Raw genomic sequence first — 23529 nt, forward strand, 5'->3', positions numbered from 1 at the left:
GATGATCAATGGTTTCTAAACAGGGAAAACTCATCGTATATCAGGCAGATGATGGAACGGCGACCGTTGATGTTCGTCTCGAGGGTGAGACTGTCTGGCTTTCGTTGGGACAGCTGGCGGAATTATTTGGAAGAGATCAGTCAGTAATTTCAAGGCATCTTCGGAATATATTCAAAATCGGAGAACTGAATCGTTCAGCAGTTGTTGCAAAAAATGCAACAACTGCCGCCGATGGCAAAACGTATCAGGTTGATTATTACAATCTTGATGTTATTATTTCAGTTGGTTATCGAGTAAACTCGATCCGCGGCACCCAGTTTCGTATCTGGGCCACATCGGTTTTGAAAGACCACCTGGTTAAAGGATATACGCTCAATCGGAAACGGCTCGCAGAAAAAGGTCTTGTTGAAGCCAGGCAGATGCTGGAGTTGATCGGCACTACCTTGGATCGTCATGACATGGTCAATGACGAAGGCAGGGCGGTTCTTGATATCGTAAATGATTACGCCCGAACCTGGCGCCTTTTATGGCAGTATGACGAAGAATCCTTGCCGGTCCCCAAAGAGACAATACCGCCCAGAAAGTTTTTGAAGCTGAAGGAAACCCGCTCTGCCATTGCATCATTGAAAGCTCAATTACGAGCAAAAGGTGAGGCAACAGATTTTTTCGGCAGGGAGAGGGGCGATGGACTTTCTGGAATTCTCGGTGCCATCCGGCAGAGTTTCGCAGGTCAGGACCTTTACCCCGGCGTCAGGGAAAAAGCAGCGCATCTTCTCTATTTTCTGGTCAAGGACCATCCGTTTACCGATGGCAATAAAAGGATCGCTTCGTTTCTCTTTCTCTTGTTTCTTCGTATGAATGGGGTGCTTGAGATTCAGCATCTCGATGCCAGGACACTTGTAGCCCTGACATTGATGACCGCAGCCAGTGATCCGGACAAGAAAGACCTCTTGGTGCGGTTGATTGTCAATCTTCTCGCCGAAAAATAGCGCATCATGTATCAGGAAACCGATTGTTTCCAACTTTCTGCCTTGCAGCATTATCTCTTTTGTCCCCGGCAGTGTGGCCTTATCCATCTGGAGCAGATCTGGGCGGAAAACCGCTACACTGCCGAGGGACAGCTGCTGCATTCGCGGGTCGATACTGAGCGGGTTGAAACTCGGGGGGATCGGAGGATTGTTTCCTGTCTGCTGATCAGGTCCCTGCGGCTCGGGATTTCCGGGAAGGCTGATATCGTGGAATTCTACAAACGGGATGGGGTATGGGTCCCTTTTCCAGTGGAGTACAAGCGGGGGAGGCCCAAGGCGAATGACTCCGATCGGGTTCAGCTATGCGCCCAGGCTATGTGTCTTGAAGAAATGTTGGATGTGGAGGTGCCGTGTGGTGCCCTTTTCTACGGGAAACGTAGGCGTCGACAGGAGGTGGCGTTTGATCGTGCCCTTCGGATTTCGACAGAAGACACTGCCGGGGCTATTCATGATATGTTGACCAAGGGAGTGACGCCTTCGGCCAAGAGGACCAAAAAGTGCGAGGCCTGTTCTTTGAGAGAAATCTGTATACCGGAGAAAACAGGGGCCAGTCACTCGGCATCCCGATATCTTTCTTCAGTGCTTTCGGCTGAGCCTTTTTGAATGCTGCCGGGTGAGCTGTCTGATAGTCTTCCAGACGTGGATTGAAAACATGAAAAAACATCTCAACACATTGTTCATCACCACCCAGGGGACCTACCTCGCCAAGGAAGGAGAATGTGTTCTCGTCCGGGTGGATCAAAAGACCATGGCCAGGATTCCGGTACATACCCTCAGAGGGATCGTCTGCTTTGGGCAGGTCTCCTACAGTCCCTATCTTTTGGGGCATTGTGCCAAAAACAATGTTTCCATCTCTCATCTGACGGAATATGGAAAATTTCTGGCCACAATGCAGGGACCTGTTTCTGGAAATGTACTCTTGCGCAGGGAGCAATACAGAAAGGCTGATGATCCGGATGCCTGCGGGATTATTGCAAAAGGTGTTCTTGTCGGAAAAATCGCCAACTGCAGGACGGTGTTGCTGCGTGACGTACGGGATCATGGGGACAAGGGAAACGGGGAAATCTTGCGTGAGGGTGCCGAGCAATTGACTGCATCCATGCAGCGTCTGAAATGGGCGGACAATGTTGAGTCACTGCGTGGCATCGAGGGGGAAGCGGCAAACACATATTTTAGCGTCTTCAATAGCCTGATAACATCAAATGAAGTTTGTTTTTCTTTTACCGGGCGCAATCGACGTCCACCTCTTGATCCCATCAATTGTTTGCTGTCATTTTTGTACTCGCTGCTTGTCCATGATGTACGCAGTGCTCTCGAGTGTGTCGGGCTCGATCCGGCTGTAGGGTATCTGCATAAGGACAGACCTGGAAGACCGAGCCTTGCGCTGGATCTCATGGAAGAATTCCGTCCCTTTTTTGCGGATCGACTTGCCCTGACCTTGATCAACAGAGGACAAATTACTCCGAAGGATTTCAAGTTGACAGAAAGTGGGGCTGTTCATTTGAGTGACGAAGCCCGCAAAACACTTCTTGTAGCCTATCAGAACAGAAAACAAGAGGAGGTGACCCACCCTTATCTCAAGGAAAAAATGACCATAGGAATGTTGTGGCATGTACAGGCTCTCCTTTTGGCGCGTCATATCAGGGGTGATCTTGATGCGTACCCACCTTTTGTCTGGAAGTAGGAGGATGAGCCGATGATGGTACTTGTAAGCTATGATGTCTCTCTCAAAGATGCTCAAGGTCCAAGGCGATTACGCCGTATCGCCAAGGTTTGTACAAACTATGGCCAAAGAGTTCAGTATTCGGTGTTTGAATGCATTGTCGATCCAGCGCAATGGGTCAACTTGAAGGCCCAATTGATTCGTGAAATGGATGAAGAAGCGGATAGTCTTCGGTTTTATTTTCTGGGGGCTAATTGGCAAAATCGAGTTGAGCACATAGGAGCCAAGCCCGGAATTGACCAATTTGGCCCCCTTGTTTTGTAGTCCGCGAACCTCGAGATGGCATGGTTTTCTGGAGAGGTTCGCGGTGTTTTTTTTGTTCTTTTTTTCAGTAGGTTGCAGATTTTTTTGAGTGTATCACGTATTTTTTTGCTGTTGCTGTTCTTTGTTCGCGGAACAACATCTCGGAATCAACGTCAGATGTGGGTTTCCGGGCAAACAGTCGCCCCTCACGCAGGGGCGTGGATTGAAACACCTTGTCGCGCATGCCCTTGATGTACGCGGCGGGTCGCCCCTCACGCAGGGGCGTGGATTGAAACACCTTCGTGCTGAACCTTGGCGTAGTATGTAACTGTCGCCCCTCACGCAGGGGCGTGGATTGAAACTTGGTTTCCAGGTCGGGCAGGCTGGCCATTGTTTGTCGCCCCTCACGCAGGGGCGTGGATTGAAACCAGCAGCCGTATCGATTTGGCCGCGGTCACCAGGTCGCCCCTCACGCAGGGGCGTGGATTGAAACGATCTCTCTGATCGCATCCTGCATTGCGCTGTGTGTCGCCCCTCACGCAGGGGCGTGGATTGAAACAAATCCCTGATAAACACCGGGGGTCAACACGCCTGTCGCCCCTCACGCAGGGGCGTGGATTGAAACACCTTCGCGCCCGCCCCTTCCCCGATGGACGGGAGTCGCCCCTCACGCAGGGGCGTGGATTGAAACTTTTGTAAAACAAAAATCCCGCCTTCGTGTTAGAAAGTCGCCCCTCACGCAGGGGCGTGGATTGAAACAAAGCCCATTGGCCCTCCCTTCATTGTGCCCGGTGTCGCCCCTCACGCAGGGGCGTGGATTGAAACCCGCATCAGGGTGGCGTATGGCTTGCCGACCCGGTCGCCCCTCACGCAGGGGCGTGGATTGAAACCCTGACCTGCCCGTCTTTGCCCTGGAACACGGACGTCGCCCCTCACGCAGGGGCGTGGATTGAAACATGACAACCTGCAAGGCTTCGTTTCGCCTCACAGGTCGCCCCTCACGCAGGGGCGTGGATTGAAACAAGGGATGCAGTGCGTCTTGCATGTCCCAATAGGTCGCCCCTCACGCAGGGGCGTGGATTGAAACGATGATGTGTACGTGGCATTCCTTGCTTTGCAGGTCGCCCCTCACGCAGGGGCGTGGATTGAAACTTCGTAGATCGTCTGTTTTGCCAAAAAATACCCTGTCGCCCCTCACGCAGGGGCGTGGATTGAAACATCGATCAGTCCTACGCCTGCCGCAAAGGCGGCGGTCGCCCCTCACGCAGGGGCGTGGATTGAAACCTTGAAATCAGACCAAACGGAAAGCGTTATTGGGTCGCCCCTCACGCAGGGGCGTGGATTGAAACAGAAATGCAGTCAATAATTTATTACAAAAAAGCCAGTCGCCCCTCACGCAGGGGCGTGGATTGAAACTTGCACAGCTCGATGGGGGTTTCGTCCCCGGTCAGGTCGCCCCTCACGCAGGGGCGTGGATTGAAACCGTCTCGCGGGACCGGCGGCAAGAACCACAACATGTCGCCCCTCACGCAGGGGCGTGGATTGAAACCGATACCACCATCCTGCGCATGCACGCCGCGATTGTCGCCCCTCACGCAGGGGCGTGGATTGAAACTAACTTCGGGCGTTTTGAGTACATAAGACATTGCGTCGCCCCTCACGCAGGGGCGTGGATTGAAACGATAAAATTGCTCATTGGATTTTTCGGGGTAAAGTCGCCCCTCACGCAGGGGCGTGGATTGAAACCAGGGACAAAAACGTGCCCCCGGGGATGACCACCACGTCGCCCCTCACGCAGGGGCGTGGATTGAAACATGTCTTTTTCCTCACAAACACGGGCAATACTGCGTCGCCCCTCACGCAGGGGCGTGGATTGAAACTTTAGCAACTGGTTATTCTTTTTATAAATCTGGATGTCGCCCCTCACGCAGGGGCGTGGATTGAAACACCCAACACAGCATGGAAACAATCTATGACTATCGTCGCCCCTCACGCAGGGGCGTGGATTGAAACCAAGGAAAAATTCGGCCGCGAGATTACGGTGATCGTCGCCCCTCACGCAGGGGCGTGGATTGAAACGGCAACGACTGTCCGGGCGCACAGAACGCGTCTGTCGCCCCTCACGCAGGGGCGTGGATTGAAACAACCCAGATCCTCTTGGAAAGAAGCCTTACTACAGTCGCCCCTCACGCAGGGGCGTGGATTGAAACAGCTCCGAGGCAGACACCAAGAGCGGCATCCCCAAAGTCGCCCCTCACGCAGGGGCGTGGATTGAAACTCGATGATGATGAACAACGCCACGAGAGGGATCAGTCGCCCCTCACGCAGGGGCGTGGATTGAAACCTCTTCCGAAAGAGAACAACGAGAGAATGCTTGAGGTCGCCCCTCACGCAGGGGCGTGGATTGAAACTACGCGACCACGGCCTGGAGGACGACAATGCCGAAGTCGCCCCTCACGCAGGGGCGTGGATTGAAACCTCGGAGTGAAAGAAAGCGTTGATGCGATATGCAAGTCGCCCCTCACGCAGGGGCGTGGATTGAAACAATTTGTGAAACGCAAAACGAGAATGCCCCCGTGTCGCCCCTCACGCAGGGGCGTGGATTGAAACAACAGGAGTCGTCATGGATCCAGCAGCCAAGGATGAGTCGCCCCTCACGCAGGGGCGTGGATTGAAACTCCATGAGGGTAGAGGGGACAGGCAAACTATGCTGTCATCCGGGGTTTAGTCTGAGTAGTTGCGTAGTTTGTCTGTCCACAATTCTTATTGGTCTGGCTACTTTTCTCAGGCTTGCTTGACATTTCATGCGGTGGTGCTAGCTTGATTTATGAAAATAATAGGTAAGGAGGCACTATGGACGTCATCAAGATTGTGGGGAGTAGTGGTCAAATTTCTCTGGGAAAAAAATATGCCGGCAAGGCAGTCATGGTCAGTGAAGTCGATCCCGGGGTCTGGACGGTCAAATTGGGGCGCTTCATTCCGGACAACGAACAATGGCTTCACGCCTCTTCTACAGAGAGTGAAATCGACCAGGCCATTGGCTGGGCTGAGGAGCATCCTGCTCACGAGTCCGATATCGACGTTCTGGAGGAAAAAATGTCATGACCTCTGATGCGAATGAACAGTTAGTCTTGTTGGATCTGAACAACCCGGTTTTTCAGCGTTCCCTGTTCCAATTAGCCAAGAATGACCAGCGTAGTGTCCTGAATACGCTCCGCAAGATATCCAGGATGACATGGCCGCAGGTCTATGCCAACCAGGGACTTAAATGGGAACTGATTTTTTCGAAAAAAGGTCCGGCAGGCTCCAGGCTTTACACTTTTCGCATCGGTAAGGGGTTCAGGGGAGTGGCATTTCGTGAGGGTGAATTTTTGAGAATTTTGTCCCTGCACCCGGATCATGATTCTGCGTACAAGCACAATTAAGGAGAGTTGTAGAGGGGACAGACAAACTATGCTGGCTCTCTTCGGCACTTCATGCTACCTCAATTCCAATTTATCAATTCCGCATTTCTCCCCATCCATTTCCAGAACCCGGAGGTCGTCATGCCCCGTATTCCCCGGCTTCTCGTGTCCGAGTTACCGACTGTCTACCACGTCATTTCCCGTACTGCTTTGCCAGGACTTCCCTTTGACGGTTCTGACAAGGATCGGTTGCAGTGGTTGATCCATCACTTTTCCCGGATCTATTTCACCGAGATCCTGGGGTTTTGTCTCATGGACAACCATTTCCATCTCCTGGTGCGTATGTTTCCCGAGAATCACGCTGACGAGTTTTCCCTGCGTGAGCGGTTCAAGCTTGCCCATGGCGCCAAGGCCGTGTTCTCGCCGCAAAAAATTCCGGATTTGCGATTGAAGTGGAGCTCTCTGTCGGAGTTCGTCAAGGAGATCAAGCAGAGCTTTTCCCGGTATTACAACAAAAAGAATGGGCGCAGAGGGTATCTGTGGGGCGAGAGGTTTAAGAGTGTCATCGTTCAGGACGGCCGGACCCTGGTCAATTGTCTGGCGTATATCGATCTCAATCCTGTGCGGGCGAACATTGTTAAACGGCCCGAGGACTATCGCTGGTCGTCACTGGGGTACCATTTGCAGACCCGCAATCGAGGCGATTTTTTGAGTCTGGATCTGGGCATGGCCGAGTGGGGCGTGAAGCCGGACGAGCGGCTGCAGAGGTACCGGGAATTCGTCTACGAAACCGGGGCACTGGATACGGGCAAGGGGGCCCGGCTGGATCCGGCTTTGGTCAAGAAGGAGCGCAGCAAGGGGTACAAGCTGACCACCGCCGACCGGCTCCGATGCCGGACCCGGTATTTCACGGACTCGGGGATCATCGGCACCCGGGAATTCGTTGCCCGCAATTCCAAACGGTTCCATGACCACTTTGCCTGTAAACATGAAAAGATCCCGCGTAAGGTGGAAGGGCTGGAGGGGATGTTTTCTCTGAAGCGTCTCTCCAACGCCTGATTGAAATCGGTTTCGTTACAATTTTGTTCCTGGGTCCCATGTGCGATCATGCGATTGCGCATGGATTTGTGCGTTCAAAATTCGACAGGGTGATGGAAAAATCGTTTGATCTGGTAGGATAAACGGATTGCGGGTCATGGATGTGAAACCAATCTGTCTTCAGAGTTAAACATGTGGTCGGCGGTGAGCCCATATCCAGAGTTCTGTCTGGGTAGTTGCATAGTTTGCCTGTCCCCAATCTTGCCTTGTATAGTTTGCCTGTCCCCAATCCCCAAGCTTGCCCATTAATACGAGCACGCAGCATAGGGGACAAGATCGCAAGCTCTTGTATGCCTGGTTGGCAAAAAATCAGGTGGTGGCAGGCAGGGACTCCCTATCCGCGATGATGACAGCAAGAAGGGCTTTTGCTTCATCGGTATATAATTGGATTTTCGAATAATCCGTCGGCAGATTCAGCCGCTGCATGAGCATCGCGTCCTTGTCATCCCACAGGGGGAGCATGCCTGCGAGGAAAAAGCCGTTTTTTCTGGCTGCATCAACGGCGTAGGACACTCCAGGACGTGTTAGGGGCAGGACCAGTTGATAGACATGCCTTTCCGGATAGTCATGGATCATGCGTTCCAGGTGCTCGCTAAGATCGATTCCCGGTTCGTGAACGGTCATCTTGATAAGGGAAGCGTGGTCCATGGACTGGACCGTGCATGTAGAAGTCTGCGCCGGGTCGCCGTCTTCAAGAATGTTTCGGGACAATTCCCCGGAGGTATATATTTTCCGGAACGTTTCGGCGTAACGGACAGGCAGGTAGACGGCGTGAGGGATGTCGCGATAGACAATGACCCCGTCCAGCAGCGAGATACGGTCACCCCCCTTGTCCACGCCTCCCTCGGGCCGAGGCGGCATGGCTTCAATTTCCAGGCCGCTGGCTATGGTATTGTATTTGACGCCCATCTTCTGGGTGATGAGGTGATCGCAGACCTGTTGTCCGAACATGGCATTCAGTTCCAGATGCGGAGGCGGGGTGGTATGGATCCTTTTCGTCATGCGCATGGCGAGCGTGGTATTTCGATAGGAAGGCAAAACAATCCACGAACCGGCTTCCATGATGTGCTTTCCGGGAGGGTTGCGGAACAGGGCGTATAACCCGACAATGTCTCCGGTCTCGGTGCGTCCGACCACGAGATGCGTTTCTTTGCGCTGCGCCGCCGCTGCAATCTCTTTTGGATTGTAGACATAGTCCACCGGAAAGTTTTCCCCGTAGGCCGCGTAATAGAGTTCGGCAACGCCCTGGGCGTCTTCCGGCCGGAAATCGTCGACCAGAAATTTCTGGCCGGGTCTGATTGTTTTTCCTGAATTTTTGAGCAGGGACAGATTGTCTTTTCGCGTACTCATGGGATCAATTCCTTGTGTGCTTTCATTGGACGTCTGGGAACGTTGCATTATCGGTCAGGAGATTGTTTGGCCCGTCGCGCCTCGATCATCTTTTGCATCTCCTGGAGAATTGCTTCTGCTTCGTCTTCGAGGTGCGGTCCTTGGACAATCATGGGGGTACTCATAAGAAGCGCACAATCGTGGCTGGAGATAAGTGTCCTGGGCCATGTTCCGTATCGGTTGGCAACTGCGTACAGGCGGTCGGCGCTGAGACCGTAGACGACCCGACCGATGCCTGCCTTGAACATAGTGAACATGCACATGGCGCATGGCTCCATGCTTGAATACAAGGTAGAAGCGGCCCTGAACGCCGGGTCGTTGTAATACTTGTGGCAGAATCTTGAGGCGAGCAGCGATTCCGCATGTTTTGTATGATCCCGCATGGCAAGGGCCGTGTTTTCCTGGGTCATGATCACGGCGCTGTCCGGACCGGCTATGACAGCGCCGAATGGACCTTCGCCGGACTGGACCGATATTCTGGTGATCTCCATGGCCTGGCGAAGATTGTCCACGTCCGATGCCGAAAGAGGGGGGATGTTCGATTGGTCTGACGATGCGTGGCTCATCTGTTGCAGCCTTTAGTCCCTTACTCGTGAAAGTCTGCCATAAAAAACAAGAAAATTTTATAACCGCTTGAACTTAAAACTTAAAACCTAAAACATAAAACAGCGGCTTGGCCGCATTGGCTTATATGTTTGTTTGAAATATTTTGTACCTGAAACAGGGACGTTGTCCAGATATGTCTTGCTGGAGATCGCAGCAGATTTGTTCTTGTCCGGGTTCCTGAAATATCCTGGTCGGTTTGCCGTGTTCTGTTTGCCTCCATGATTCAGTTCGGGTAGCAATGCGTGAACAATGCATATGTATGGCGAGCAGAGGGGCGTTGACATGATTTTCGATCAATCCGTTTCCATAACCATTCCAGCTGACCCGGCCTGGGTTCCGCTGGCACAGGCCGCGGCCGAGAACGGGGCAAGGGTTTTCGACTTGGCTCCGGCCAAGATGCTCCGATTAACCATGGGGGTGGAGGAATTGCTGCTCCACCTGGCAGGCACACTTCCCGGCAGAGAGATATCCATCACGATCCGGGGAAAGAGTACCTTTGTGGCCGTTGAAGCCGAGTTCGAATCCGTAGGAACGGATTTGTCGCCGTTGAACATAACGGCCTCTGTAGGTGTCGGCGAGCATGACATGTCCGCTGCCATGCCCCTGCTGCTGGCCTCGAGAATGACGGACGGTTTTCACGTCGAACGGCTCAAGGGAAAGACGAGAATCTCGTTGACGGTGGATCGTGTCTATCCCGAGACGGAGGTTCCCCCGGCTGTGCGGCGTGACGTTCGCGGTGAACTATCTATCGTCCATGCATCGGAGCCGGCCATGATACTGGAGGTCTGCGCTGCCACACGTGGGCTTTATCCCGTCCATCAAATACCCGTCTGGTTCAAGACGCCCGGCAAGGTCGCCGACATGGTTGCCGCCGGAGAAATCAACATGCTTTTTGCTGTGGATGCTTCAGACGCCATCTGCGGTATGATCTGCTGGGAAACCCCTTCCGAGGGAAGCGCTGCCTTTTTCGGGCCCTATTCGTTTGCCGTTGACAAGGCCGTTTCAGGGTGTCTCGTGGAAGAAATGATCATGGCCTTGGGCCGGACTTCGGCAAAGATCGTTTTCAGCAATATCGCCACGGAGGATATGTCGCAGCACGGCTTTGAACGGCTGGGAGAGGTCAACTACCACGCGGTCGATGGTGCCGGCGTCTTTGTCCTACCGGTCTGGTTTCGGCAGTTGCGGGAGGATTTCGGGGCCTCGGTGTGGGCGCATGGTGATCTTATCCCCTATCTTGAAAAAAAGTACGACGAGCACGTGCTGATGCGCACCATTCGGCTCACGGCGGATATGGGTGAGCGGGTTGCCGATGCGTCGGTGTTTTCAACCCGGTTGTCACGGGAGTTGAGCGAGGTTGTGCTAAGGCCCATGCTCAACGGGAACGATAACGCCGTTAATCTGAAACGCCATGTAGAAACATTGCGCACGGAGGGGTTCAAGAACATTTTCTTTTTTATCGATCTTTCTTTGGGATGGCAGGCCGCATTGGGCGCTGATCTTCTGGCCAACAATTTCATCCCGGCATTGCTGCTGCCTCATGGCGGTCAATCCGATGTGGTGATCTTTCAATATGTCGAACCTTCCGCTTGATCGGCTCGTTCCGAGTCACATCCGTGTTTTCGAGCCGTATTACCCGAGTCCTCCGGACCAGGAGTTGATGCGCTTGTATCGGCTGGACCATCTGCATCGGCTGAACAACAACGAAAACGTTCTTGGTCCGCCTCCAGCCGTGAGAACGATGATGCAGAGAGTCCAGGCGGGCATCATCCCGGTCTATCCCAACGGGGACAGCCGTGACCTCAGGCACATCCTCGCCGATACATTCGCCAAGAGTCCGGACCAGTTCCTGGTCGGAAACGGTTCGTGTGAACTCATCTCCTGCGTTGTCAAAGCCTTTTGTGAAGCGGGCGACAATATTGTCACTGCGGACAGAACCTTTGCTGTCTATGAATGGGTGGCCGAATTCTCCGGTCTGGATGCCCGTCTGGTCCCATTGAAAGCGTACGGTTTCGATCCAGAGGCCATGCTTGCCGCCAGGGATGACAGGACCAAGATCATATTCCTCTGCAATCCGAACAACCCCACGGGCATATACTGGGATCAGGAGACGATGACGCGTTTCCTCGACAGGGTGGGAGGCGAGCAGATCGTGGTTCTGGACGAGGCGTATTTCGAATATGTGGACAAGGCCGACTATCCCGATGGGATGCAGTTGCTTGAAACCTACCCGAATCTCATCGTGTTCAGGACGTTTTCCAAGATGTACGCCCTTGCAGCGCTGCGCGTAGGTCTGCTCTGTGCGTCGGAGGAGTTGGTGGATATCGTGCGGCGAGCTCATGTGGCCTATTCAGTGAACACGCTCGGGCAACTTGCCGCAGCCGAGGCCCTTGGCGATGATACTGATTTTGTGGCCGAGACCCGGGCCATGGTGGTCCGTGGCAAGCAGATGCTGACTGCGCTGTTCTCTGAAATGGGATTTGAGTACATCGTCGGGGAAGGGAACTACATGATGGTCAAAACGCCCATGTCAGATACCTTGCTGCACCGCAAACTCCTGTGCAAGGGGCTCATGGTCCGCACCATGACGGGATTTCGTTTTCCCAACTGGATCAGGGTCAGTCTGGTGCAGGATGTCGTGATGGAAGAATTCTGCGCGGCATTTCAAGCTGTCTTTCAAAAAGGATAATCCTTCCCTATGGTGCAGGCCTCCCCTGATTCGAACAGGATATACACCTATCCCTTTGTTGCCTTATGTTTCGTGGCCTTTTTCGGTTTCGGCACTATCGCCGTGTTTTACAATTTCTACAGCTACCTGGGAGATCTCGGCATTTCGCCGTGCTGGCGTGCCTGGCTGCTGGCCCTGCAGCCCCTTGCCGCCTTTGTCCTGCGACCCATCGTCAGCCCGTGGCTCAATGGCTCCAACGGTGTGGATATCATCTGTGCCAGCCTTGTCCTGACCGGGATCGTGTTTCTGCTGTATCCCCTGGCCACAGGGGTGACGGCAATGTTTACAATCAGGGCGCTTCATGGCGTGGCTTTCGTCTTTCTGGTTTCAGCCAGCCTGGCGGTTCTGGTGGAATTGATTCCCCCGGCCAAAAGCGGCGCCATGTTCGGCATCTTCACCCTGAATACGCTTATCCCGTTCGCGGCCATTCCCCCGCTCATCGGGTGGGTGCTTCCTCATGTGGACAACATGGGGACAATCTATTCATGGTCAGCAGTCATTGTCGTGCCTGCACTGCTGGTGATGCTCCCCCTGCGAAATCGTTGCCAAAAGGAGGCGGCATCGCGGCCGGTTGTCGGGCGACCGTCATGGAGGCAGATGCGAGAAAATCTTGCGACTCCGGGATTTGGCATGATCATGATCGCGAATTTTTTCACCTTTATGACGTCCACGCTGTTGTTTTATTTTATGAACGATTACGGAAGGATGATAGAGCTGAGTAATCCCGGCTATTTTTTCTCGGTATCTCTGGGCGGAACCATTATCCTGCGCCTGGTGGGTAATGCGATTTTTGACAGGTTCAATCAGCGCAGGCTTCTTGTGGGCTCACTTCTTGTCCTGGCAGTGAGCTGTTGTGTTTTTATCGTGGCAAAAACGCCTCTGCTCTTTCTTCTGGCCGCTTTTGTGTATGGCGGATCATTGGGATTTGCGTTTCCGCTTTTGCAGTCGGTCATGTTCAGGATCTCGCCCCCGGCAATGCGGGGGGTGAATGCCAATCTGATGCTGACGGCCACGGATGCAGCCTATTTCGCAGGGCCGTTTGTGGGTGGGATTATGCTCTCGGCCGGAGTCCCCTTCTGGGGGCTGTTTGGGGTGGCGACAGGGCAGAGCGTCATGGCAATGGCGTGCATCCTGGTCGTGTGTATGCCGAAGGAACAGAATTTTAGGTCGTCCAATTCGTGCTGAGGGGAAAACGCTTTGTAAACAAAGAGGACCGTCCAAGGTACTTTTGCTTTTATGCAAGTACCTGAAATATAAGGCTGGCTCACACTTGTCCTGGCATTGAGAGGTACACTGCTGGCCAATGCCACGCGTATCTGGTAGGTGTGGAGCCTCCCTGTGAAGGGAAAGAGATTGTTCCGCCCGTGTGGGCGCGGAGAAAAGGGCGAGGCGGGAGTTCGTGTCAGGGTCGGGCATTGAAGTCGTTCCTGACCATTCAGCGTTATCTATAGAGCATATGTCGAGGGGTGATTATGAGCTTGAAGGAGTATTTTGAAAGTACGACAGGTGTTGGAATACTATCCACATCGGACGGGTCGGGAGCGGTTAACGCCGCAGTGTATTCAAGGCCCCATGTCATGGATGACGGTTCGATCGCCTTGATCATGAACAGCAAACTCAGCCATAACAATGTTCAGGAAAACCCCAGGGCCCATTATCTTTTCATGGAGGACGGACCCGGCTTTCAGGGAAAACGCCTTTCTCTGACCATGCTGCGTGAAGAGGAGAACAGTGATCTTTTGTTCGAGATGTGCAGGCGCTGCTACCCCAGTGAACTGGAACCGAAAGGAAAAATTCGATATCTTGTTTACTTTCGGGTCGATAAGGAGCTGCCGCTGATCGGGACCAACGCGTAAGTGAAAACTGCCTCCGGATTGTGTCAATCCGGAGGCAGTTTCGGTTGAACGAGGGCTGCGTAATGTCCCCATGAAACAGGCAGGTATCGTCAGAGCTGCCTGTACGTAGATATGAATGGATCTAAAGAAACAGCTTCCACTCGATGACGATTGGCTTATCTTTCATGGTCCGTGCACCCGGATTGGGGTTTCATCCAGCGGGCAACCATCTTGCTGATTTTGATTGTCAGGATACCTATTTCCGCGGCCTTGAGAACCTTGAAGGCAGGGCTTGTGAGCAGCAGAAACGTTGAACGCTGCAGGTCGGCCCTGGCAACTAGCAGGCGTTTTTGTTCTTCGATGTCACGCAGTTTGTGGTGATTGCTCATGTCTTGGAGATATCCTTGTTGAGTGCCGAGAGGGTTGCCTCGAAGGGTTTATGACGGCAAGCGAGTCGTTGCACACCAACAAACGATCCAACCGCTGCGGCAATAAACGCCGCGACGATGAGGGAAGCAGCGAGAACTCGATATGCCGGCGGCGTGAGATAGACAATCAGCATGCCGAGTCCGATAAGACCTGTCACCCCGAGCAATGCTCCAACAATGACAAGCACAATCTGTCGTGCCACCCGAATCTTCTCCTCGTGCAATTCCAGGATGAGCAGCTCGAACCGATTCTGGAGAATCTGCAAAAATAATTTTGGTGCCCGTTCAATCATTGTGTTCCTTATCTGCACAAGCAGCCTTATTTGCGACCAAAGATGAATCCCAAAAGGACTCCAATGCCAAAACTGATACCCATCGTCTTGTAGGGATTGTTTCGTACCTGCTGGTCAAATACGTGGAGTTGTTCCTCGGCCTTGTCGCCGACAGCGGAAATATCCGATTCAAACCGGTCCTTCACCGCCTTCAGGCTTTCCTCCACCTGGGCTCGTGCGGATTTGGCCGCTTTGTCCGAGACATCCGCAGTAGAGTTGAGTAAGTCCTTGGTGTCCGCCATCAGCTGCTTCAGATCGTCTTGCAGGCTCTGTTTTCTCTTTTGCACGTCACTCATATTCTTCCTCCTGTGCGGTCAGGCCGCGTTGATACATACTGAATACGTGGATCGACTGCTCCATGGAGCACCTGTAAGGAGCATCATGGACTTGCGATCTTTTCATACCTCCACTTCATCTCCAAACCAACGGAAAGCCATCTCATGGAACATACAAGCCGTCTGATCACACATATCGAGGCCATTGCCGCTGGGGATTACTCCAATGACATCATGGAGCTGACCAAGGACGAGCACCCCGAGATCATCCGCCGAATTGCCGAAGCCGTGGGCATGATGATGGTCCGCATCGAGGCCAGAGAGATGCGCCTTGAGCAATTGTACGCAGAGATCAAACAAAACAGTCTGTGTACGGTCCAAAGCATTGCCGATGCCCTGGGCACCCGTGACTCCTATACCCGGGGCCATGGTCAGAGGGTCGGCGATATGGCCGCTCGTACGGCCCTCCGGGCAGGCCTTTGCGACGCCGATGTGGAATCCATACGGCTGGCAGGTATCTTACACGATATCGGCAAAATCGGATTCACCGATGATATTTTCAGCAACGAAGATACCCGCCCCAACGATACCATGATGGAACGTATCCGCAAGCATCCCACCTGGGGCCACGACATCCTGGCAAACCTCAATTTTCTGGGCGATGTTCCCGAACTCGTCTTTTGTCACCACGAACGACTCGACGGCCAGGGCTATCCCCGAGGGCTCAAGGGGGATGAGATTCCTCGTGCGGCTCGGTTTATCAGCGTTGCCGATTGCTATGACGCCATCACCACCCAGCGATGCTACCAGGATGCCCGGACCCAGGCAGAGGCCTGCGCCATCCTTGAAGAACTGGCAGGCCCAAGCCTTGATCCTGATATCGTAACCCTATTTATCACCGAACTGGACAACCCATCCCTGCCGGAATCTTCCTTTTCGGAGAAAACCATATATACGCCATGATTGGTTTGCGGGCAGAATGATAGCCTGGGTACGTGGCTAAGCGCCAAGGCCCAGTCCCGTCCGCTTGGCGCTGATGCGGGCATCGATGAGTTCGGCAGCCTTGTACGGATCGGGTTCCACGGCAAAGCATGCCCCTACGACGTCGTCCAGGCCGCCCAGGGCCAGATTGGTGACTGTTTCCGAACCGGTGATGTTCGGGGGCAGGCCAAGATGGGTGTAGATCCCCGAGGCGACGGCGAAGAGGCCGATGGCGGCTGCCTTTTCAGAATACCATTCCGGGGCGCTGGCAGCCACGGGCAGGTCGGAGATGTCCACACCCAGGGCATTGGCCAGCACACCGCAGAGATGCAGGATGCGTGAGTTGTCCACGCAGGAGCCTACATGCAAAACCGGCGGAATGCCCAGAGCGGTGCAGACGGCTTTGAGTCCCTCCCCGGCCTGATTCGCGGCCTCCGGCATCATCAGTCCGGCCTTGCCCATGGCCACAGTTGCGCAGCCCGTGACCAGAACCAGAATATCTTTTTTGATCAGTTCCCTGGCCAAGATCGTGTGCACGTAGTCATGCTTGAGTTTGGGATTGTTGCAGCCCACAATGCCCACGGCCCCGCGAATCTGCCCCGACTTGATGGCATCGACGAGGGGATCGGGGGTGCCGCCCAGAGCGCCCAGGATGGCCTCGTTGGAAAAGCCGGTCATCAGTTCGACCGGCCCCTGGGGAATGTCCACACGGGTCTGATCGCGGTTGCGGTAGTTTTCGATGGCCATGCGTATCAGTTTGCGGGCCTGATTCTTGGCATTGGTGGGGTTGAATTCTACATGTTCTGCACCGGTGAATCGGGCCTTGTCCGAGGTGGATACAAATTTGGTGTGATAGCAGTCGGCCACCTGCACCAGACTGGGCATGATGCATTGATAATCCACCAGGATAAGTTCCACCGCACCGGTGATGATGGCCAGTTCGGTCATTAAATGGTTGCCGGCCAGGGGAATGCCTTGCCGCATGAGTACCTCGTTGCCCGTACAGCAAAGGCCTGCCACGTTGATGCCGGCGGCCCCGGTCGCCTCTGCCTCCTTTTTGATTTCCGGATCGTTGACCGCATCCAGAATCATTTCCGAGACAATGGGGGAGTGGCCGTGGACAAGGATGTTGATCTGGTCTGTCTTGAGAACGCCCAGATTGACCTGGCCCACCTTGGGCGTGGGCGTGCCGAAAATGATGTCCGAGAGTTCCGTGCCGATCATGGACCCGCCCCAACCATCGCCCAGACAGAGTCGGGCCGAGTGCAGACAGAGACTGACCGCGTCGGAGTCAACCCCCATGTGGGTGCGGTGCATCATTTCCACGATATCGCGGTCAATGCCTCGCGGCGTGATGCCCACCTTCGCCCAGAGGTCTTTGCGTTTTTGGGGCACCCGAGACATGAATCCCAGGTTGTCATGCAGAAAACCAAAGTCCTGGATCATGGCCTCGGCCACGGCCAAAGCCAGCTCCTGGACGCTTTTTCCCTCAGCCTGCACGTTGATCTCTTCGGCGATACGTCTGAGTTTGGCATCGTCTCGGATTGTATAGTCCGTGGTCTTGCCCTTGCCGATGGCATGCAGGGTTTCCACCAGATCCCGACCATGATCTGAATGGGAGGCCGCTCCCGCGGCCACAAACCGGCCAAAATTGCGGGCCACGGTCAGGTCGGCGTCCGCGCCGCAGACTCCTTTCGGCTTTTTGTCGCTGATGCGGCAGGGACCCATGACGCATTTCTGGCAGGTCAGACCTTTTTCACAGAAGGGACAATGTGGTTCCTGTTGTTCCAGGCGGTCCCAGACGGTTTCGACCCCGTCCTTATGGGCCTTGCGGATCATCTGCTTGGCATCGTCCCAGATGGTCAGATCGTCGATGGTTCGTTTGACTTTGGCCATGGCTCCTCCCTGTGGTTTGTCCTCCGGCAGGGCGCGCGGAGTAGATTCGGAATACGTGGCTTTTTCCTTTTCGTCCAGATGGTTCTGATTCTTTTATACGGATATCAGGTTTGAGGGAATATGCAAACCATGCCGGCTCTGATTGCTGGTCAGATTTAACGATGAATGAAGGGTTGCTAACCGCGTCAAATGCCGTCAAGGGGATTTGTCTGGGGGAGCGATTTATGTGCAAAAAGAAGAGAATATCTTGTAGTTATGTAACTATTCAGAAGGAGCCCCAAAGACGCAGGTTTTCTTTGATCGTCATCCCGATGTTGGTATCTCAACCGTTACAAGGCAATCTTTGGTTTTCGGCCTGAATGTTCAACCCGTTTTGTTTTCATAAACAATTGTACCGTCGCAAATGGTAAACAAAATATCCAGGTTGTAGTCTTTTTGTTGCAGATCTTCCATATCTCCAGACAGTATGACCAGGTCTGCCAGCATACCCGGTCGGATCTTTCCCAGTATTTTTCCACAGTATCCACTGGTTGCCGCTGCCGATGAATACGCATCAACCGCCTGTTCAAGCGTGACGGCCTGGTTGCGTGCTCCGTCATACCATGGTTTGCGTCGTACCGCATGGCTGATTCCTTTTCGAACGTCACTGGATACAATGGGCCAGTCGCTGCCGAATACGAGAAATGCATTGTTTTGCAGGGCATCCTGCCAGGCAAAAGAGGTATCCCACTGCTTTCGGGGTACGAGAGTATGCCACAGCGTTTTGGGAGGACGTTCGTGCAGGGGCTGCATGGACGTTACAACGTGATTCTCCCCGAAGCGTGGAATATCTTCGGGATGGCAGAGTTCGATATGTTCTATCCGGTGGTAAATTCTGTGTCCTCTTTGTTTGTCAACTTCCACATTTTCCTTCCTGGCCGTTGCAACCGCATCGAGCATCGATTTGACAGAACCATCACCGATACAATGAGCAGCAACCTGCAGTCCGAGTCTGTCGGCAAGGGGAACGAGAATATCAAGGTCCGCCTGGTGAAATTCGGGAATGCCGGGCGAGGGCTTTTGATCCAGTCGAAAGGCTGTGTCCTTTTCAATGACCCCATCCATGAAAATCTTTATGGTATCGCATCTGACCTTGGAATGAGACGCAAGGTAAGACGGCATGTCCTTTTTAATATGAGGATTGGCTCGCTGGGCATGGTGTTTGTGATGTTTGTCCTTGATGACATCACGGATATGTTCTGAAAGCAGTTTGAGGGTCGTAAGATGAGGCAGGCTGGTTGCTTCAGACGTTTTGACATCCTTCACGTGAGCGTGTCTGTCCTCTGTACTCTGGCCGAGAATTGTCAGCAGTTCGTCATGCAGCTCTTTTGCTGTGATTTCTTTGCTTCGGGCCTTGTTCAGAGCTTTGTGCGCCTTATAGGCCTTGAGAACATCTTCAACCATGTTTCGGTCTGCAACGGCAGATATGGAGGTATTCACCCGCAAAGGCAGGCGTCCCTGCTGTTCAAGCTCGAGCAGAAGCATGAGAAAGGATATGTCTTCTGCCGGCTGGGCCAGTCCCATTCTGTGAACTCCGGTAATTCCCTGCCGGCTCAGTTCACGGCATACGGCCTCGAGGTCGTCGAGCTGGTCCTCAATTGACTTGGCGAATTTTGCCTGCAGCGGACCGCAGAGAAAGTAATAGACCTCAGGCTCGCGAAATTCTCCGCTTGGTAGGTTGTCATCCCCAAGGACTATCTTTTCCTCAAGCCCCAGCTCTTCAATCAGATAGGGATATGGCGGCATTTCATGCAGAAGATCCGCCTCTTCAAGGGCCGCTGTGTTCGCCCAGGCCGTATGCAGGTCGTGGGCAAAGACAACAAGTGGTCGGTCGTCTACCAGTTCATCGAGAAAATGGCGGCATGTTTGTGTGGGAATGACAGGTTCGTCAAAATAATGCAGGCCGAAAACATAGAATGCCTCGAGTTCGGGATGTCCGCTGAGATAATCGGCGATTCGTTTTTTGAACGCATCAACATTTTCAACCTCTTCAACATCACCTGTTCCCTTCCTTTGCATCGCAACGGAAAGATGCAGGTGAGAATCCACGAATCCGGGAGCAACACTGTTGCCACGGGCATCAATGACCCGTGTTGTCGCACCTGTCATTTTTTCAATCTCATCGGACGAACCGACCCGGGTGATGAGATTGTCTGTAATGGAGATATCCTGAATGCATTTTTTGGGTCCTGTGCCCAGGCAGGCATTTGTAATAACCAGATCGGCAACTGCATCGGGATGATATTCAAGCTCAATTTCTTCGAGAGGGGTCGGGTCTGGTGGGTATCTGCTCACATCAACGGGTTTTTTGTCAGGTCCGAGCAGTTCATGATATTTTTTGACAAGTTTCTTGTATAAAATCGATTCGGAAGATTTCGGGCAATTCATGCGACCTCCTGATGTCTGTACGATGCGGATATGTTCTGCCTTTTTCCGTTTTTAAATCAAACGGACACTATCCTTCAGAGGGCTTCAGCCAGTTTTCTTCCCGCCTGTCTGGCCTGTTCGAGCAATTCTTGGTGATCACGAATGACTCCCCGGTCGAACAATCTGAGTACAGGCAGTTCGGCCACGATCTCGTACCCCAGGGCCTCCAGGGGGAGCCGCATGGCCTCGAGGGCGAATCCCATGTCCTTTTTGTCTTCCTGTTCGGCAATGGCCGCTATGACCGCCTTGCGTCCCTGCCCTGCCAGCCGGCTGGACCAGCCTCTTGGCCGGGTATTTTCAAAGTCATAAAAGCAATACATCCGATCGATGAACGCCTTGACCCAGGCCGTGACGTTGTAGTTGTGCACCGGAGAGATAAGAACCAGCCCCTTTGCCTCCAGCAACTGCGGATAGAGCAGGGTCATACCGTCCTGAAAACGGGTACAGATCTTGTCGGTGCGACATTTTTCGCATCCTACGCAGGGCTCGTATCTGTAATCCCGTAAATGTACCTCATGGCAAAACGGGCCGGCATTTTGGGCTCCGGCCAGGACTTCACTCAGCATTGTGTGGGAGTTGCCGCCTTTGCGCGGGCTCCCTTCGATTCCAAGGATCATCGATTCGCTCCTTGATTGATGTTTTCAATGATGCAGGTTTTTTTCGGATGGTATCTTACCCAAAGCAGGCATATACCCGCAACCCGGCAACGGGTTCAACGCCAACGCCCGTTCGCAGGCTCCCTCGAGGATCAGAGAACGGCACAGAGAAAGACATTTTTCCCTCTGGTTTTTTCTCTGCTCCTCGAGGCATATGTACTATGCCGGGCGTTGAGTGCAGTTTTACGTCTTTCGATTTTCTTTTTTCATGGCAGACCTTCACGAGTAAGCTACTCATCTTTTCCATGCTACCTGCAAAGAAAGGGGGGTGTCAAAGATCACACGGAGATTGCACGTCTTGATTGTCTCCACCAAGGCACATTGTGTGACGGAAACGGGACGGATTTTTTGGGGCGATGCGTGTTGGTAGTATCGAGGCTTCAAGTTCATTCAGGTTGTTTGAGAAGCAAGAAAGCCGGACAGTTGCAAGCAAACTGTCCGGCCTTCTTCGTGACAACGGGTTGAACAACCTGTTTCAGTACAGGAAGATGGACACCGCTTCTTTACTCATGCATCCGTTCCTGGTTTCGATGTACCTGCTTTTCAGGGCTCTGAATCATTGAGCCTTTGTTGTTTTCCAGTAGGTATGAAAATCCTCCATCAGGGCCTTCAGACTGGTGCCGATGTAGGAATAATTCGCATCCGGCAGATTGGCCAGGGAGACGCGGACTGTCCAGTCCGGACCGGCAAAGCCCACTCCGGGCAGCAATACGGTCTGATAGGACTCGGCCAGGTTCATGAGCAGATCAAAAGGCGTGAATGTTTCGGTCAGATATGCGGCAAATTGAGGACCGTGGAGTCGGGTGGCCAGATCACGCAGATTGATCAGGGTGTAGTATGAGGTCTGGGTCGGTCCTTGTGGTGCAGGCGCACCAAGGGCTGTGTAGAGCAGAGCGAGACGGTTTTTGAGCAGATTCTGGACCCCTTGCTTGTAGACACTTTTTGTGTCCAGCAGTTCGTACATGGAAAAAAGGGTCATGATCGCCTGCTGTGGAGTTGACAGACCGCCGGTATGGGCCAGAGCCACATCCCGGCTATCGATGAGCAACCGATCGATAAAAGCAAGGGCATCCGGGTTCGGTGATACGGTTTCATAGCGTTTGCGCAGGAGTTCCTTTTTATCTTTGGGCAGTTTTTGGATCATCGCATCGAAGATGTTGTCGTCCTGGACAAAGATGACCCCCAGGCGCCATCCTGTCACGCCCACGTATTTGGAATAGGAGAATACGCCGATAGTGTTTTGCGGAGCCACCTGGAGCACGTCGTGAAATTCGTCCACAAACGGGCTGTAGACCGTGTCTGTGAGCACGATCAATTCCGGGCGGTGGTCCTTGATCACTGCTGCGATTTTGTCCACGCTTTCGCTGCTCATGCTCACCGCGCCCGGATTCATGGGGTTGACCATGAACAGGGCCTTGATCTTCGGATCCTTGAGTTTATCAAGTTCGGCATCGGGAACCGCCCAGCCGGTTGCCTCGGAGGCCGAGACATAGATGGGCTGCAGCTCGAAATCATTGAGAACCGGGATCTCAATATAGGGAGAAAAAATCGGGGTGATCAGGGCTATCTTGTCCCCGGGGGCGATCAAAAAGTTTTCCTTCAGGGTTTTGAAGGTATAGTTCATGGCCGCAGTGGCGCCTTCTGTGGCAAACAGATTGAATCGGCTGGTGGGCATTTTTCCTGCCGGAAAATGCAGCTTTTTGAGATAGGCCTCGACCACCTTTTCCGGGACCGTGAGCATGCGCGAGGGCGTGGGATAAAAGTCACCCAGGATGGCGCCGACCATGTCCGCCACGAACACGTCGGGGGCGATACCCAATTGCTTGTGGGCATGGTTTACGCACCGACTGAGAAACGCAGCACTTTCCTGATCCTCCTGAGCGCTTAGGAAGGTCTGAAAGGCAGCGGCCATGTTCGTTGACTCGCGTTTGGGAAAGGCCAGATCCGTAGCGTTTTTGACTGCCAGAGACTGGTCCAGTGCAAAGCGGTGCAGCATGCTGAATGCGTAGCGCACCCTGGTATTGATGAAGTTCGGATTGCCCCTTCCGGCATTGTATACTGGCTTGCCAGAGACCTTGGCTGCATCACCGAGTTCGTTTTTGAATTCAAAAGGACTCAGTAGTGCGTATTCCTGGCGTTCTTTGTCGCTTAACGGCTGGACATCGGCTGCCAGGGAGATGCCGGTCCAAAAGAGGGCAAGAGACACGAACAGTCCGGCGAGTAACAGACGCATGCGGGATTTTTTCAAAACGGTTTCTCCTCGTTTATGGGTTGCGGTTGCCAGGACATATTGTTGGTCTCGACTTTCGGGGTTAGCGATTAGTCGTTAATAGTTTGTTTTTATTGACAAGAAGTCCTTTTTCACCAACGAAACTATCCATATTTTTTTGGACTAGTTCCAAAATGCTTCCAAGGACATTTGCCGGTAAGTTTTCGATTTTATG

The 23529-nt window shown here is 53.3% G+C and carries 21 protein-coding genes and 1 CRISPR repeat array; of the genes, 12 read left to right on the forward strand and 9 right to left on the reverse strand.

What is annotated here, in order from left to right; genetic code table 11:
* The first annotated feature begins 8 nt into the window (after window positions 1-8).
* From rhuM to ACTVJH_RS07720, 7 genes are all read left to right on the forward strand, one after another.
* Window positions 9-989: a RhuM family protein gene (rhuM, locus tag ACTVJH_RS07690; RefSeq protein ID WP_455989119.1), complete on the forward strand. Its 981-nt coding sequence runs from the start codon at window positions 9-11 to the stop codon at window positions 987-989.
* 6 nt (window positions 990-995) lie between these two features.
* On the forward strand, window positions 996-1631 hold the full coding sequence (gene cas4 / locus ACTVJH_RS07695; RefSeq protein ID WP_455989121.1) for a CRISPR-associated protein Cas4: 636 nt from the start codon (window positions 996-998) through the stop codon (window positions 1629-1631).
* 49 nt (window positions 1632-1680) lie between these two features.
* Window positions 1681-2712, forward strand: a complete 1032-nt coding sequence (gene cas1c, locus ACTVJH_RS07700; protein WP_455989123.1) for a type I-C CRISPR-associated endonuclease Cas1c — start codon at window positions 1681-1683, stop codon at window positions 2710-2712.
* 12 nt (window positions 2713-2724) lie between these two features.
* Complete coding sequence (gene cas2, locus ACTVJH_RS07705; protein WP_455989125.1) at window positions 2725-3015, forward strand: CRISPR-associated endonuclease Cas2; 291 nt, start codon at window positions 2725-2727, stop codon at window positions 3013-3015.
* Window positions 3016-3192: 177 nt separating this feature from the next.
* Window positions 3193-5672: direct repeats of the CRISPR family, unit length 32 nt; unit sequence GTCGCCCCTCACGCAGGGGCGTGGATTGAAAC.
* Window positions 5673-5847: 175 nt separating this feature from the next.
* The gene (locus ACTVJH_RS07710) at window positions 5848-6099 is read left to right on the forward strand and encodes a hypothetical protein (protein WP_455989127.1); all 252 of its coding nucleotides are present in this window, start codon (window positions 5848-5850) and stop codon (window positions 6097-6099) included.
* A complete protein-coding gene (locus ACTVJH_RS07715) occupies window positions 6096-6419 on the forward strand; it encodes a hypothetical protein (protein ID WP_455989129.1) in 324 nt (107 codons plus the stop codon). Before ACTVJH_RS07710 ends, ACTVJH_RS07715 begins: the two co-directional genes overlap by 4 nt.
* A gap of 120 nt (window positions 6420-6539) precedes the next feature.
* The gene (locus tag ACTVJH_RS07720) at window positions 6540-7457 is read left to right on the forward strand and encodes a transposase (RefSeq protein WP_455989131.1); all 918 of its coding nucleotides are present in this window, start codon (window positions 6540-6542) and stop codon (window positions 7455-7457) included.
* Window positions 7458-7805: 348 nt separating this feature from the next.
* Here ACTVJH_RS07720 and ACTVJH_RS07725 read toward each other — a convergent pair whose 3' ends face one another.
* Both ACTVJH_RS07725 and ACTVJH_RS07730 read right to left on the reverse strand, forming a co-directional pair.
* The gene (locus tag ACTVJH_RS07725) at window positions 7806-8846 is read right to left on the reverse strand and encodes a hypothetical protein (protein ID WP_455989133.1); all 1041 of its coding nucleotides are present in this window, start codon (window positions 8844-8846) and stop codon (window positions 7806-7808) included.
* A 47-nt stretch (window positions 8847-8893) separates the two neighbouring features.
* Window positions 8894-9451 carry a nucleoside deaminase gene (locus tag ACTVJH_RS07730; protein ID WP_455989135.1) on the reverse strand — a complete coding sequence of 186 codons (558 nt, stop codon included), beginning with the start codon at window positions 9449-9451 and terminating at the stop codon, window positions 8894-8896.
* A 322-nt stretch (window positions 9452-9773) separates the two neighbouring features.
* On the opposite strand from ACTVJH_RS07730, the gene ACTVJH_RS07735 reads away from it, so the two are divergent.
* The 4 genes from ACTVJH_RS07735 to ACTVJH_RS07750 all read left to right on the forward strand — a co-directional run bounded on the left by ACTVJH_RS07735 (window position 9774) and on the right by ACTVJH_RS07750 (window position 14072).
* Window positions 9774-11081: a hypothetical protein gene (locus tag ACTVJH_RS07735; protein ID WP_455989136.1), complete on the forward strand. Its 1308-nt coding sequence runs from the start codon at window positions 9774-9776 to the stop codon at window positions 11079-11081.
* On the forward strand, window positions 11062-12177 hold the full coding sequence (locus ACTVJH_RS07740) for a pyridoxal phosphate-dependent aminotransferase (RefSeq protein WP_455989138.1): 1116 nt from the start codon (window positions 11062-11064) through the stop codon (window positions 12175-12177). Before ACTVJH_RS07735 ends, ACTVJH_RS07740 begins: the two co-directional genes overlap by 20 nt.
* Window positions 12178-12186: 9 nt before the next feature.
* A complete protein-coding gene (locus ACTVJH_RS07745) occupies window positions 12187-13401 on the forward strand; it encodes an MFS transporter (protein WP_455989140.1) in 1215 nt (404 codons plus the stop codon).
* Between the two features lie 287 nt (window positions 13402-13688).
* Window positions 13689-14072, forward strand: coding sequence for a pyridoxamine 5'-phosphate oxidase family protein (locus ACTVJH_RS07750; protein ID WP_455989142.1), 384 nt, complete (start codon window positions 13689-13691; stop codon window positions 14070-14072).
* A 155-nt stretch (window positions 14073-14227) separates the two neighbouring features.
* Here ACTVJH_RS07750 and ACTVJH_RS07755 read toward each other — a convergent pair whose 3' ends face one another.
* The 3 genes from ACTVJH_RS07755 to ACTVJH_RS07765 are packed head-to-tail and all read right to left on the reverse strand — an operon-like array spanning window position 14228 to window position 15107.
* On the reverse strand, window positions 14228-14440 hold the full coding sequence (locus tag ACTVJH_RS07755) for a hypothetical protein (protein WP_455989144.1): 213 nt from the start codon (window positions 14438-14440) through the stop codon (window positions 14228-14230).
* Window positions 14437-14772, reverse strand: coding sequence for a phage holin family protein (locus tag ACTVJH_RS07760; protein ID WP_455989146.1), 336 nt, complete (start codon window positions 14770-14772; stop codon window positions 14437-14439). The genes ACTVJH_RS07755 and ACTVJH_RS07760 overlap by 4 nt, the downstream gene beginning before the upstream one ends.
* Before the next feature lie 26 nt (window positions 14773-14798).
* Complete coding sequence (locus ACTVJH_RS07765; RefSeq protein WP_455989148.1) at window positions 14799-15107, reverse strand: DUF883 family protein; 309 nt, start codon at window positions 15105-15107, stop codon at window positions 14799-14801.
* A 144-nt stretch (window positions 15108-15251) separates the two neighbouring features.
* Here ACTVJH_RS07765 and ACTVJH_RS07770 point away from each other — a divergent pair, with 144 nt between their 5' ends.
* Window positions 15252-16049, forward strand: coding sequence for an HD-GYP domain-containing protein (locus ACTVJH_RS07770; RefSeq protein ID WP_455989150.1), 798 nt, complete (start codon window positions 15252-15254; stop codon window positions 16047-16049).
* Window positions 16050-16085: 36 nt separating this feature from the next.
* Here ACTVJH_RS07770 and cooS read toward each other — a convergent pair whose 3' ends face one another.
* From cooS to ACTVJH_RS07790, 4 genes are all read right to left on the reverse strand, one after another.
* A complete protein-coding gene (cooS, locus tag ACTVJH_RS07775; protein ID WP_455989152.1) occupies window positions 16086-17963 on the reverse strand; it encodes an anaerobic carbon-monoxide dehydrogenase catalytic subunit in 1878 nt (625 codons plus the stop codon).
* A 363-nt stretch (window positions 17964-18326) separates the two neighbouring features.
* Window positions 18327-20390, reverse strand: a complete 2064-nt coding sequence (locus tag ACTVJH_RS07780; RefSeq protein WP_455989154.1) for an amidohydrolase — start codon at window positions 20388-20390, stop codon at window positions 18327-18329.
* A 74-nt stretch (window positions 20391-20464) separates the two neighbouring features.
* Complete coding sequence (locus ACTVJH_RS07785) at window positions 20465-21046, reverse strand: flavodoxin family protein (RefSeq protein ID WP_455989156.1); 582 nt, start codon at window positions 21044-21046, stop codon at window positions 20465-20467.
* Between the two features lie 595 nt (window positions 21047-21641).
* Entirely contained in the window at window positions 21642-23333 is a 1692-nt protein-coding gene (locus ACTVJH_RS07790) for a bifunctional aspartate transaminase/aspartate 4-decarboxylase (RefSeq protein ID WP_455989158.1), read from the reverse strand.
* Window positions 23334-23529: the final 196 nt, after the last annotated feature.

It is taken from the genome of Desulfoplanes sp. PS50, from assembly GCF_053851535.1.